General features: G+C 67.3%; 9 protein-coding genes, 1 pseudogene and 1 riboswitch. Of the genes and pseudogenes, 6 read left to right on the top strand and 4 right to left on the bottom strand.

What is annotated here, in order from left to right; genetic code table 11:
• Positions 1 to 70 precede the first annotated feature (70 nt).
• Positions 71 to 289 (bottom strand): annotated as a pseudogene (locus tag ABE423_RS19170) (glutaredoxin family protein); the annotation flags it as partial.
• A 100-nt stretch (positions 290 to 389) separates the two neighbouring features.
• On the opposite strand from ABE423_RS19170, the gene ABE423_RS19165 reads away from it, so the two are divergent.
• Both ABE423_RS19165 and ABE423_RS19160 read left to right on the top strand, forming a co-directional pair.
• Positions 390 to 1,772, top strand: coding sequence for an L-serine ammonia-lyase (locus ABE423_RS19165; RefSeq protein ID WP_049456519.1), 1,383 nt, complete (start codon positions 390 to 392; stop codon positions 1,770 to 1,772).
• 122 nt (positions 1,773 to 1,894) lie between these two features.
• Positions 1,895 to 2,890: an alpha/beta hydrolase gene (locus ABE423_RS19160; RefSeq protein WP_180838343.1), complete on the top strand. Its 996-nt coding sequence runs from the start codon at positions 1,895 to 1,897 to the stop codon at positions 2,888 to 2,890.
• Between the two features lie 48 nt (positions 2,891 to 2,938).
• Here the strand turns inward: ABE423_RS19160 and ABE423_RS19155 are convergent, their stop codons facing one another.
• From ABE423_RS19155 to ABE423_RS19145, 3 genes are read right to left on the bottom strand one after another with little or no spacing between them, the layout of a single operon-like run.
• Entirely contained in the window at positions 2,939 to 4,006 is a 1,068-nt protein-coding gene (locus ABE423_RS19155) for a homoserine dehydrogenase (RefSeq protein WP_049420952.1), read from the bottom strand.
• The gene (locus tag ABE423_RS19150) at positions 4,003 to 5,238 is read right to left on the bottom strand and encodes an O-succinylhomoserine (thiol)-lyase (protein WP_049401406.1); all 1,236 of its coding nucleotides are present in this window, start codon (positions 5,236 to 5,238) and stop codon (positions 4,003 to 4,005) included. Before ABE423_RS19150 ends, ABE423_RS19155 begins: the two co-directional genes overlap by 4 nt.
• Positions 5,235 to 6,266, bottom strand: coding sequence for a homoserine O-succinyltransferase (locus ABE423_RS19145; protein WP_049401407.1), 1,032 nt, complete (start codon positions 6,264 to 6,266; stop codon positions 5,235 to 5,237). Before ABE423_RS19145 ends, ABE423_RS19150 begins: the two co-directional genes overlap by 4 nt.
• 77 nt (positions 6,267 to 6,343) lie before the next feature.
• Positions 6,344 to 6,462: riboswitch (SAM riboswitch) on the bottom strand.
• A 149-nt stretch (positions 6,463 to 6,611) separates the two neighbouring features.
• Between ABE423_RS19145 and ABE423_RS19140 the strand changes: the two genes are divergently transcribed.
• The 4 genes from ABE423_RS19140 to ABE423_RS19125 all read left to right on the top strand — a co-directional run bounded on the left by ABE423_RS19140 (position 6,612) and on the right by ABE423_RS19125 (position 12,077).
• Complete coding sequence (locus ABE423_RS19140) at positions 6,612 to 7,496, top strand: M23 family metallopeptidase (RefSeq protein WP_253145962.1); 885 nt, start codon at positions 6,612 to 6,614, stop codon at positions 7,494 to 7,496.
• Positions 7,497 to 7,562: 66 nt separating this feature from the next.
• Positions 7,563 to 9,167: a peptide chain release factor 3 gene (locus ABE423_RS19135; protein ID WP_014038155.1), complete on the top strand. Its 1,605-nt coding sequence runs from the start codon at positions 7,563 to 7,565 to the stop codon at positions 9,165 to 9,167.
• Positions 9,168 to 9,381: 214 nt separating this feature from the next.
• The gene (locus tag ABE423_RS19130; protein WP_005410682.1) at positions 9,382 to 10,020 is read left to right on the top strand and encodes a hemolysin III family protein; all 639 of its coding nucleotides are present in this window, start codon (positions 9,382 to 9,384) and stop codon (positions 10,018 to 10,020) included.
• An 83-nt stretch (positions 10,021 to 10,103) separates the two neighbouring features.
• Entirely contained in the window at positions 10,104 to 12,077 is a 1,974-nt protein-coding gene (locus ABE423_RS19125; RefSeq protein ID WP_346487179.1) for an AsmA family protein, read from the top strand.
• Positions 12,078 to 12,601 lie beyond the last annotated feature (524 nt).

Here is a 12,601-nt window from a genome sequence, read left to right as displayed (position 1 = left end):
GCCGGCCGCTGGCCCCCAAACCCCCCGCGGGGGGCAGGCGCCCGCCCCCCCCCCGCCACTCCCGATCGACGGCCAGCCACGCCCGAACCGCAGCCGCGTCGAACGGCCAGTCCAGCTCACGGTCGCCGCGCTCGTCGCGCAGCACCGGCACCCGCGCGCCGTAGCGCGATTCCAGCGCTGGCTGGTCATCCAGGAACACCGATTCGAATTCCGGCGCCCGGGCCTTGGCCAGCTCGGCCAGCGCCATGTCGCACAGGTGGCAGTCGTCACGCTGGAACAGAGTCAACACCGGCAGGGTCCCCTTGGTGGAAATGCTGCGCCGCAGCCATTGAAGTGCGGCGTGAACCGCTAGAATAGCGGTCTCTTCCGGTACCCGCAGTACGGCAACCATGGCTGTCAGCACGTTCGACGTTTTCAAGATCGGCATTGGCCCGAGCTCCTCGCACACCGTCGGGCCGATGAAGGCCGCCGAGCGATTCATCCATCGCTGGCTGCTCGATCCGGGCCGCCTGCACGAGGTCGCGCGCATCCGTGCCGACGTCTACGGCTCGCTGGCGCTGACCGGCCGCGGCCACGGTACCGACAAGGCGATCCTGCTCGGCCTGGAAGGGCAGCGGCCGAACCTGATCGACCCGGACATCATCCCGGCCACCCTGGAGCGCATCCGCAGCAGCAAGCGCATCCAGCTGATGGGCCAGCACGAGATCGCCTTCGACGAGAAGCGCGACCTCGGCATGAACAAGCGCCAGAAGCTGCCGTACCACACCAACGGCATGCGCTTCACCGCGTACAACGCCGACGACGAAGTGATCGCCACCCGCGATTACTACTCGGTTGGTGGCGGCTTCGTGGTCAACCAGGACGACGCGGCCGATGACCGCATCGTGCCCGACGAGACCCCGCTGCCCTACCCGTTCAAGAGCGGCGACGAGCTGCTGGCGCAGACCGCACGCAGCGGCCTGAGCATTGCCCAGTTGATGTTCGAGAACGAGAAGTGCTGGCGCAGCGAAGACGAGATCCGCGCCAACCTGCGCGAGATCTGGAGCGCGATGCAGTCGTGCGTCGCGCGCGGCATCCGCGAGGAAGGCGTGCTGCCGGGTGGCCTGAAGGTCGGCCGTCGCGCACCGGCGCTGTACCGCGAGCTGTCGTCGAAGCCGGAAGCGGCGATGCGCGATCCGCTGACCACGCTGGACTGGGTCAACCTGTACGCACTGGCGGTGAACGAAGAAAACGCCGCCGGTGGTCGCGTGGTGACCGCGCCGACCAACGGTGCAGCCGGCGTGCTGCCGGCGGTGCTGCATTACTTCGACCGTTTCTGCCCGGGCGCCAACGAGCAGCGCGTGTTCGACTTCCTGCTGACCTCGGCGGCGATCGGCATCCTGTACAAGGAAAACGCTTCGATTTCCGGTGCCGAAGTGGGTTGCCAGGGTGAAGTAGGCGTGGCCTGCTCGATGGCGGCCGGCGGCCTGGTCGCGGCGCTGGGCGGCAACCCGAGCCAGATCGAGAATGCTGCGGAAATCGGCATGGAACACAACCTGGGCCTGACCTGCGACCCGATCGGCGGCCTGGTGCAGATCCCGTGCATCGAGCGCAATGCGATGGGTGCGGTGAAGGCGATCAATGCCTCGCGCATGGCGATGCGCGGCGACGGCAAGCACAAGGTGTCGCTGGACAAGGTGATCAAGACCATGCGCGATACCGGCCGCGACATGCAGGACAAGTACAAGGAAACCAGCCGCGGTGGCCTGGCGGTGAACGTCATCGAGTGCTGATGGCCGCAGCCAGGCATGGCCTGGCTCTACCCTGCAGCCGGGCATGAGCCCGGCTCAACATCGGACGACACCGTCACCGCGTTCCGGTTAGGCTCGGGGCTCCCCTGCCCCGGATTGGCCCCATGCGCGTGATCGCTGCTGCCCTGCTTGCCTGCCTGCCGCTGCCTGCCTTGGCCGCGCCCACCTACGGGCCGCGGCTGGAGGGTTTCGACTACGGCTATCCGGTGAAGATCTTCGCACTGGAGTCGCAGCGGCAGCCACTGGAAATGGCCTATCTGGATGTCCTGCCCAAACGCCGCGCCATCGGCGTGGTGGTGCTGCTGCACGGCAAGAATTTCTGCGCAGCCACCTGGCAGCAGACCATCGCGCCGCTGCTGAACGCCGGCTACCGGGTGATCGCCCCGGACCAGGTGGGCTTCTGCAAATCCAGCAAGCCCGAACGCTACCAGTATTCGTTCGCGCAGCTGGCCGCCAACACCCATGCCCTGCTGCAACAGCTGCAGCTGGGTGATGTACCGGTGCACCTGGTCGGTCATTCGATGGGCGGCATGCTGGCGGTGCGCTACGCGCTGATGTTCCCGCAGGACCTGCGCAGCCTGTCACTGGTCAATCCAATCGGGCTGGAAGACTGGAAGGCGCTGGGTGTTCCCTGGCGCAGCGTGGACACGTGGTACGCCGGCGAAATGAACATCAGCTATGACAGCATCCGCCGCTACCAGCTGGACGTGTACTACGACGGCAAATGGAAGCCGGCGTATGAACCGTGGGCGCGGATGCAGTCGGGCATGTATGAAGGCCCGGGCAAGCAGGTCGTTGCGTGGAGCCAGGCACTGGCATCGGACATGGTGTTCAACCAGCCGGTGGTCTACGAACTGAAGAATCTGCAGGTGCCGACCACGTTGTTCATCGGCCAGAAGGACCGCACCGCGATCGGCCGTGACCTGGCGCCGCCTGCGGTGAAGGCGACGCTGGGCAATTATCCGGTGCTGGGCAGAGCAGCGGCCGCGGCCATTCCGGGCGCGACGCTGGTCGAGTTCGCCGAACTGGGCCATTCGCCGCAGGTGCAGGACCCGAAGCAGTTCAATGCGGCATTGTTGAAGGCGTTGAGGTCGCGTTGAGATTGCGGGCCCGCCGGGCATGGCCCGGCGAGCGCAGCAGCACGGACATCAACCCACGATCCGCAGCACGTCATCCAGCAACGCGGCCGCAGTGACTTCCGCACCCGCGCCCGGCCCCTGGATCAGCAACGGCTGGCGGTGATAGCGATCGCTGTGGATGGCCACGCGGTTGTCGGTGCCCGCGCCCTGCGCCAAGGGGTGATCGGCCGGCAACTCGCGCAGGCCTACCTGCGCACCCTCGCCATCAACGCGGCCGACGAAACGCAGCACACGACCATTGTCGCGCGCCTGCTGCCAACGCGCCTGCAGCGGCGCATCCAGTTGCTCCAGTGCGGCCACCGCATCCTCCAGCGGCAGCGCTGCCAACGCTTCAGGCACCAGTGAATCCACCTGCACCTGCGAAGCATCCAGCGCCAGCCCGCTGCTGCGCGCCAGGATCAGCAGCTTGCGGCGCACGTCCTCGCCGGACAGATCCAGACGCGGGTCCGGTTCGGTATAACCGGCCGCCAGCGCCTCGCGCACCGCCGCCGAGAACGGCGATTGGCCGTCATAGCGATGGAACAGCCACGCCAGCGAGCCGGACAGCACGCCCTCGATGGCGTGGATGTGGTCGCCACCGGCTACCAGCGCGCGCAGGCTGCTCAGCAACGGCAGGCCGGCACCGACGGTGGCGCTGTCGCCATAGCGTGCGCCACTGTCTGCGCAGCTCTCGGCGATGGCCGTGGCACGTGCCAGCTGCGCACCGCGGCCCAGCTTGTTGGCGGTGACCACGTGCACCCCACGCGCCAGCCACTGCACGTGACGTGCGGCCACATCTTCGCTGGCAGTGGCATCGACCACCACGTCACCCCGTTCCAGCCCTTCGGCGCTCGCCCATGGCGGTGAGCTGAGACCGTCACGCGGTGCGCGTCGTGCCAGCTCCAGCGGCAACGCCAGATCACGGTCGATCGCCAGTGCGGTGCGCGAATTGGCCAGCCACTGCACGCTGGGCAGTTCCAACCCGCGTGCCTGCAACGCCTGGTAGCGCTGCACGAAGGCAGAGCCCACCGTGCCGGTGCCGAGCAGCGCCAGGCGTCCCACGCCCAGCGCAGGAATGTCAGCGGCGAGCGCGCTCATGCATCCACCACCTGTTTGCGGCGCGCAGCCGCATCGATCACGGCTTCGGCGCGCTGCAGCGCTGCGCCGAGATCAGCCAGCAGGTCACGCTCGGCCTCGATGCCGACCGACAGGCGCAGCAGGCCTTCGCTGATGCCAGCGGCCGCGCGCGCTTCAGCGGTCATCGCCGCATGGGTCATGGTGGCCGGGTGCGCGATCAGGCTTTCGACGCCACCCAGCGATTCGGCCAGGGTGAAGCAGCGCAGGCCATCGACGAAGGCACGCACTGCGGCATGCGGATCATCGCCTTCGCAGTCGGCCAGTTCGAACGACAGCATCGCGCCGAAGCCGCTTTGCTGGCGCGCGGCGATGGCGTGGCCCGGGTGATCGGCCAGGCCCGGGTAGTACACCGTGCCGACCGCCGGATGCTGATCCAGCAATGCGACGATCGACGCGGTGTTTTCCTGGTGCACGCGCAGGCGCGCATCCAGCGTGCGCAGGCCGCGCAGGGTCAGGAACGCATCGAACGGCGAGCCGGTCAGGCCCAGCGCGTTGCCCCACCACACCAGCTGCTCGTGCAGCGCCGGATCGCGCGCGACCACCGCCCCACCGACCACATCGCTATGGCCATTGATGTACTTGGTGGTGGAATGCAGCACCAGGTCCGCGCCGAACGACAGCGGCTGCTGCAGTGCCGGCGACAGGAAGGTGTTGTCGACTACCACCAGTGCACCGGCCTTGTGCGCGGCCTCGATGACGAAGCGCAGGTCGGTGATGCGCAGCAGCGGGTTGGACGGGGTTTCCACCAGCACCAGCTTCGGCTGCGTGGCCAGCGCCTGCGCCAGTGCGCGCGGATCGGTCAGGTCGGCGGTGACCAGCTCGAAGTGGCCCTTCTTCGCCAGCGCATTGAACAGGCGCCAGCTGCCGCCGTATGCATCATGCGGCACCACCAGGGTGTCGCCCGGCTGCAGCAATGCGTTCAACACCAGGTTGATCGCACCCATGCCGGTGGCGGTGATGACGCCGCCGGCGCCGCCCTCCAGTTCCGCCAGCGCCTCGCCGAGCAGGTCACGGGTCGGGTTGCCACTGCGCGTGTAGTCGTACTGGCGCTTGTTGCCGAAGCCTTCAAAGCTGAAGTTCGACGACAGCACGATCGGCGGCGTGACCGCACCATGCGCGGTGTCCCGATCGATGCCGGCACGGACGGCGGCAGTGGTGCGACTACAGGACGGCTCGTTTGCATGCAGGCTCATGCGGACTCTCCAGAAGTGCGGAAGGCGGTGGCGAGGATCGCGTCGATGCGATCGGTTTCTTTGAGGAAGGCGTCGTGGCCGTAGGGCGAGCGCAGCACGCGCAGACTGCCGCGCGGGCCCAGCCCTTCGACCAGACCGACCAGGTCGGCCAGCGGCACCAGGCGGTCACCCTCCACCGCGACAACTACGGTGGGCGGCAGGATCGCGGTGGGGTCGACGCGGTGCAGGTCGATCGATTCGGACAGGCGCAGGTAAGCAGTCACCGGCGTGCGCGCGACGTACTGCGCACCGGCCGCATCGAGATAGTCTTCGGCGGCCACGCGCACGCGGCCATTGATCACTTCCGGCGCGGCATCGAAGCGCTCGCCGAACTCTTCCGGGGTGCGGTAGCTGAGCATGGCGAACTGCCGGGCCAACGCCAGACCGTGGTCTTCGCCGCACTGCAGCTGGCCCAACGCGACCGCGCGGCGCTGCAATGCGCGCCAGGCGGCGGCATACGGATGCGGGCGATGCGCGCCACTGGCCAGCACCAGCTGGCGCACGCGTGCACGGTGGCGGATCGCGAACTGCTGGCCGACCAGCGCCCCGTAGGAGTAGCCCACGAACGCCTTCAGCGTGCGGATGCCGAGATGGTCCAGCAGCAGCGCCAGTGCATCGGCCTGGTCGGCGGTATCGATCGGCACATCCAGTGCACCATCGGCGCCGATGAAGTCGAAGGCCAGTACACGCAGCTGCTGCGGATCCAGCGCGCGCCCGCTGCCGACCAGGTCTTCGGCCCAGCCCTTCTCGCTGAACTGTGCATTGGACGCCACGTGGCGATGGGCGGAAATGCCACCGGCCAGCACCACCACCGGCGCATTGGCCGGGCCGACCCACTCATAGCGCAGGCGCACCGGGCTGGGGCCGGCGTGACGCATCGACAGCACCGCGGCGAACTCACCGCGCTCGGCATGCACGCGGTCTTCGACCGGCACGCTGACGGGGACAAAGGGTTCGGGGCGAAGCGCGGTACTGGCGGCGAAGCTCATGGCGGGATCCGGTTGGGGAATCGGCCATCGAGCCTTCGCGGGGCCCGCGTTCGAGATGCACGTGGGGTGCATGGTTCGAACCATCTTTCGGTGGACGCCACGGTCCCCGCAGGATTTGGCACCTACGCAGACGCTTTCGCATCCGCGGGCTGCCCCGGCTTCAAAGGGCCTGTCCCTCTGCCGGTCTCGATGGTGGAGCCACGATGCCAGCCCTTTCCGGCACTGTCAATCCCTTCATGCGGATAAAGCGATGAATATTTTCAACGCGACTATGCGAAGGCGGTCGCGGTCGTCCTGTTCAGGATCGGCTACAGTCCCGGCGGTCCCTACCCTCTGGAACCACTGATGCTGCGCCTGCCCCTGACCTGCCTGCTGATGTCCCTGCTGGCGAGCACGACGGCCAGCGCCGGTGACTGGCGCCAGGGCTGGGGACTGGTTTCCCCCGCCACCCCAACCACCCACGCTGGCAGTGCCGAGGGCGCCGCCCCCATGGCCCGGCTGCGCCTGCAGCCGGTCGGCACGCAATGGCAGGCCCGGATCGACAATGGGCTGGCAGGACCGCTGCAGATCGAACTGCGCGCTGCACCCGGACGCCCGGTCGAAGGGCTGCCGCTGCAATCGCTGATCCAGGGCGACAGCAGCCTGGTGATCGGCCACCTGCCCGCCCCGCTCGATGGCCGCACGCTGGATCTGCGCCTGCAGTCGGTGCCGGGCAACCCGGCCGCACAGGCCGAAGATGTCGCCTATCGCCTGCCGTTCGATGCGGCCCGTCCGCGCGTGGACCAGGCGCCACAGGGCCGGTTCAGCCACGATGACGAGGAGAACCGCGACGCGGTGGACTTCGCACTGCCGGAGGGCACGCTGGTGCTGGCCGCGCGCGAGGGCACGGTGATGCAGATCCAGGATGGCTTCCGTGGCAACGGCCAGGACCGCGAGCGCGATGGCGGCCGTGCCAACTTCATCCGCGTGCTGCACAGCGACGGCAGCATGGCGCTGTACGGCCACCTGCAGGCCGGCGGCATGCGCGTGCGTCGCGGCCAGGCGGTGGGGGCCGGGCAGCCGCTCGGCCTGTCCGGCAACAGCGGCTTCAGCAGCGCGCCGCACCTGCACTTCGTGGTGCAGGTCAACCGCGGCATGGGCCTGCGCTCGGTGCCGGCACGCATCTTCGCCGAGCAGGGCCAGCTGCAGTTCGCCCGCCAGGGCGAGGCCGAGGGCGGCATCGGGCGCTGAACGGCCCCGGCCGGTATAATCGGGCGCTTATCTCTTTGAAAAGCGCCCCGGGCGGGCGCCACTGCCATGTCCGAAGTCGCCAACGAAGCGTCGCGTCGCCGCACCTTCGCCATCATTTCCCACCCTGACGCCGGCAAGACCACGCTGACCGAAAAGCTGCTGCTGTTCGGAGGCGCGATCCAGATGGCCGGTTCGGTCAAGGGCCGCAAGGCCGCCCGCCACGCCACCTCCGACTGGATGGCGCTGGAAAAGGAGCGCGGCATCTCCGTCACCTCCTCGGTGATGCAGTTCCCGTACGAAGGCAAGATCGTCAACCTGCTCGACACCCCCGGCCACGCCGACTTCGGCGAGGACACCTACCGCGTGCTGACCGCGGTGGACTCGGCGCTGATGGTGATCGACGTGGCCAAGGGCGTGGAAGAGCGCACCATCAAGCTGATGGAAGTCTGCCGCCTGCGCGACACCCCGATCATGACCTTCATCAACAAGCTCGACCGCGAGGGCAAGGACCCGATCGAGCTGCTGGATGAAGTGGAAACCGTGCTGGGCATCCAGTGCGCACCGGTGACCTGGCCGATCGGCATGGGCCAGCGCCTGAAGGGCGTGGTCCACCTGCTGACCGGCGAAGTTCACCTGTACGAACCGGGCCGCAACTTCACCCGCCAGGACTCGACCATCTTCCCGTCCATCGATGCGCCCGGCCTGGCCGAGAAGATCGGTGCACAGATGCTGGCCGACCTGCGCGACGAACTGGAACTGGTGCAGGGCGCCAGCCATCCGTTCGACCTGGACGCCTACCGCGCCGGCAAGCAGACCCCGGTGTTCTTCGGCTCGGGCGTGAACAATTTCGGCGTGCAGCCGCTGCTGGACTTCTTCGTCGAACATGCCCCGTCGCCGCAAGCGCGTTCCACCACCGGCCGCGAGATCGCCCCGGAAGAGAACAAGCTGACCGGCTTCGTGTTCAAGATCCAGGCCAACATGGACCCGCAGCACCGTGACCGCGTGGCGTTCATGCGGGTCTGCTCGGGCCGCTTCAGCGCCGGCATGAAGACCTTCCACGTGCGCACCGGCAAGGAAATGAAGCTGGCCAACGCGCTGACCTTCATGGCCAGCGACCGCGAGATCGCCGCCGAGGCGTGGCCGGGCGATGTGATCGGCATCCACAACCACGGCACCATTTCCATCGGCGATACCTTCACCGAAGGCGAAGCAGTCACCTTCACCGGAATCCCCAACTTCGCCCCGGAACTGTTCCGCCGCGCACGCCTGCGCGATCCGCTCAAGCTCAAGCAGCTGCAGAAGGGCCTGGCCCAGCTGTCCGAAGAAGGTGCGACCCAGTTCTTCCGCCCGCTGACCAGCAACGACCTGATCCTGGGTGCGGTCGGCGTGCTGCAGTTCGACGTGGCCGCCTACCGCCTGAAGGACGAGTACGGCGTGGAAGCCACCTTCGAGCCGGTCAGCGTGACCACTGCGCGTTGGGTCCACTGCAGCAACGAGAAGAAGCTGGAAGAGTTCCGCGAGAAGAATGCGCTGAACCTGGCGCTGGATGCAGCCGGCCACCTGGTCTACCTGGCACCGACCCGGGTCAACCTGCAGCTGGCGCAGGAACGCTCGCCGGACGTGCGCTTCTCGGCCACCCGCGAAGCGGCGCATACGGTTTCGGTGGGCTGATGCCAGCGGGCCGGATCCCTTTCCGCAAGGAAAGGGCTCTGCCCCCGGCCGTCGCGGGTGGTTCATCCACGCATGGCGTGGATCTACCGCTCACGGATTCATCGGCGCAACGCAGGGATTCACCCACCATACGGTGACGGGCGTGCACACGGCGGCCATCGCGGCGATGATAGGGGGACGCGGGTCCCCCTCCCCGTGAACGATGCCCATGCCCATGTCCACGACGTCCATTGCTTCGATCCGTGAAGAAATCGCCAGCGCCCTGACCCATGGCCTGGGCGCGGTGTTCGCCCTGGCAGCCAGCGCGGTGCTGATCACCCTGGCTGCGATCTACGGCGACGGCTGGCAGCTGGCCAGCGCGATCGTATTCGGTATCGCGCTGTTGCTGCTGTACACCGCCTCCACCCTGTATCACGCCATCCAGCATCCGGTCGCCAAGGGCCGCTTGAAGGTGTTCGACCACTGCGCGATCTACGTGCTGATCGCGGGCACCTATACCCCGTTCACCCTGATCGGCCTGCGTGGTCCGTGGGGCTGGGGCCTGTTCACCGCGATCTGGGCGCTGGCGCTGGGCGGCGTGGTGTTCAAGCTGTTCTACACCGGCCGCTTCAAGGTGCTCTCAACAGTGATCTACATCGCCATGGGCTGGCTGGTGGTCGTGGCGATCAAGCCGATGTGGGCTTCGATCGACGGCGGCACCCTCACCTGGCTGTTCGCCGGCGGCCTGTCGTACACGCTGGGGACCTACTTCTACCACCGTGAATCGATCCCGTATTCGCATGCGATCTGGCACCTGTTCGTGATCGGTGGCAGCGTCTGCCACTTCGTCGCAGTCACCATGCAGGTGCTGTAAACCAGCGTTCGAACGCGGCGTGTGCACACCACGCACATGGACGCTTCGCGCCCTGTCCACGAAGAGGGGGCAACCATGGCGGCGTGAATGCTGCCGCCTCCCCTGCCGCAAAGCGCACGACCCGCTGGCGCCTCCGCCGCCCCGGCCCACGAGGCCGGCGCTGGCTCACGATCCTGATCTTCCTGCTGGCGGCACTCCTGCTGCTGATCGCGTTATGGGACTGGAACTGGTTCAAGGGGCCGGTTGAGCGTGCGGTGCAGGCACGTACCGGCCGTGCGCTGCACATCGGGAACCTTGATGTCGACCTCGGCCGCACCAGTACGATCCGCGCCGATGCGATCACCTTCGCCAATGCCAGCTGGGCGAAACAACCCGATATGGCCACCGCAGACCGCGTCGAGATCGACGTGCGGGTGTGGCCCCTGCTGCGCGGCAGCGTGCAGCTGCCCGAAGTACGCCTGACCCGGCCGGACGTGCTGCTGGAAACAGCGCCGCGCAAGGGCGACCCGGGCAATTGGGATTTCCTCGGTGGCAGCGCCGGTGGGACCAGCCCGCAGCTCAAACGGCTGCGCATCGATGACGGTCGCCTGCAGTTCCTCGACGCGCTCGGCCGTACCGATATCCGCGTGGACGTGCGCAGCGGCCAGCCGAAACAGGCCGATGCGGCGCCACCGCTGCTGGTACAGGGCAAGGGACACTGGCAGGGCAATCCGTTCACCCTGCGTGGCGGCACGGAATCACCGCTGGAGCTGACCGACAGCGACCATCCGTTCCGCATCCATCTCGATGGCCGAGCAGGCGCCACCCACGCGGTAGCCAGTGGCACGCTGACCAATCCCTTCCAGCTGCGCGTGTTCGATCTGCAGTTTGCGCTCAGTGGCCAGGACCTCGCCGACCTCTATCCGCTGCTCGGCATTGCCATTCCGCCGTCGCCGCCCTATGCGTTGAATGGCCGGCTCAAGCGCGACCACAACGTCTGGCACTACGACGCCTTCACCGGCAAGGTCGGCGACAGCGACCTCGTTGGCAATCTGCAGTTCGAAGTGGGCGGTGCGCGGCCGCGGCTGACCGCCACGCTGGAATCCAAGCGCCTGGACTTCGATGACCTTGCCGGCTTCGTCGGTGCCCCACCGAAAACCGGCGGCGGCGAAACCGCCAACGCCGAACAGAAGGCCGAGGCCGCACGGGTTGCCGCCCGCGCACGCGTGCTGCCCGACACGCCCTACAACCTCGGCAAGCTGCGCGCGATGGATGCCGACGTGCGCTGGAAGGCCCACCGCATCAACGCGCCATCGCTTCCGTTGGATGACATGGATGCACACCTGTTGCTGGATGACGGCGTACTGCGGCTGGACCCGCTGAACTTCGGCGTGGCCGGAGGCGATATCCGCAGCACGATCCGCATGGACGCGCGCCGTCCGCAGATCAGCACCGCCCTGAAGGCCAGCGTGCGCGGCGTGCAGCTCAGCCAGCTGTTTCCGGACGCGAAACTGGCCGAGCAGGCCAAGGGCGGCATCGGCGGCGAGGTGGACCTGAGCGGCCGCGGCAACTCGATCGCCGCAATGCTCGGCAGCAGCAGTGGCAAGGTCGGCCTGGCGATGGGCCGCGGCCATGTCGGCAACCTGGTGATGGAACTGGCAGGGCTGGACATCACCGAATCGCTGAAATTCCTGGTGACCGGCGACAAACAGATTCCCCTGCGCTGCGCCTTCGCCGACTTCGGCGTGCGCGACGGCCTGATGACCAGCCAGGCGCTGGCGGTGGACACCACCGATACGATCCTCATCGGCGAAGGCACGGTCAGCCTGCGCGACGAGACCCTGGACCTGCTGCTGAAACCGCGCCCGAAGGACAAGAGCATTCTGGTGCTGCGCTCTCCACTGCACATCAGTGGCACGTTCAAGGACCCGTCATTCCGACCGGACTTCAAGGCGTTGGGCATCCGGGGAGCCGTGGCCCTGGCACTGGGCAGCATCGCCCCACCGGCGGCGTTGCTGGCGACCATCGAACTGGGGCCGGGGAAGGATGCCGACTGCGGTGGGCAATATGCGAAGTAGGTTTACAGCGTTGTTCGCGGCGCCTCTTTTCCCGCGCGTAGAGCCGGAGCAAGGCGACAGGCAGGACACGCCGTAAATACGTCCCCGTAGGCTCGGTCGGCGCATCCATGCGCCTCACGGTCCTGCCTGCCGCCTTGCTTCGGCTCCGGACAGGTTCCTGCGCGCGGAACGAGAGCGGAAATTCAAAGTCAGAAGAAAAAAGCAAATTCAAAAGCTGTTGCCAACCAAGGTTGGCAGCTACCAAAAGCAGATCGTCTGCGGCGAATCTCACCGCGCTCGCGGCAATGTATCCAGAGGCAGAGGGCATGGGCGTGCAGGACCGTTGGCGCCATGGATGGCGCCATCGAGCCTTATCTGATCGGAATCTGGCAGCGTAGGCGTCGAGAGCCGGCGTGGGCCGCCGTGCGAGCCTGGATCTCGACGATCCGTAACCAGGATCGCGACGATCGCCATGTAGCTTGGCGCCCACGCCGGAATCTCCCTTGATCCGCCCGAACAGTTGCTGGAGCGACCACTCGAAGCGA

It is taken from the genome of Stenotrophomonas sp. TWI1409 (genome assembly GCF_039673015.1).
Taxonomy (GTDB): domain Bacteria; phylum Pseudomonadota; class Gammaproteobacteria; order Xanthomonadales; family Xanthomonadaceae; genus Stenotrophomonas; species Stenotrophomonas maltophilia_A.
This window is presented reverse-complemented; position numbering and strand designations above follow the sequence as displayed.

Excerpts from the sequence above, each read along its gene's own strand:
- ABE423_RS19165 (WP_049456519.1), top strand. The coding sequence starts at position 390 with ATGGCTGTCAGCACGTTCGACGTTTTCAAGATCGGCATTGGCCCGAGC.
- ABE423_RS19160 (WP_180838343.1), top strand. The coding sequence starts at position 1,895 with ATGCGCGTGATCGCTGCTGCCCTGCTTGCCTGCCTGCCGCTGCCTGCC.
- ABE423_RS19155 (WP_049420952.1), bottom strand. The coding sequence starts at position 4,006 with ATGAGCGCGCTCGCCGCTGACATTCCTGCGCTGGGCGTGGGACGCCTG.
- ABE423_RS19150 (WP_049401406.1), bottom strand. The coding sequence starts at position 5,238 with ATGAGCCTGCATGCAAACGAGCCGTCCTGTAGTCGCACCACTGCCGCC.
- ABE423_RS19145 (WP_049401407.1), bottom strand. The coding sequence starts at position 6,266 with ATGAGCTTCGCCGCCAGTACCGCGCTTCGCCCCGAACCCTTTGTCCCC.
- ABE423_RS19140 (WP_253145962.1), top strand. The coding sequence starts at position 6,612 with ATGCTGCGCCTGCCCCTGACCTGCCTGCTGATGTCCCTGCTGGCGAGC.
- ABE423_RS19135 (WP_014038155.1), top strand. The coding sequence starts at position 7,563 with ATGTCCGAAGTCGCCAACGAAGCGTCGCGTCGCCGCACCTTCGCCATC.
- ABE423_RS19130 (WP_005410682.1), top strand. The coding sequence starts at position 9,382 with ATGTCCACGACGTCCATTGCTTCGATCCGTGAAGAAATCGCCAGCGCC.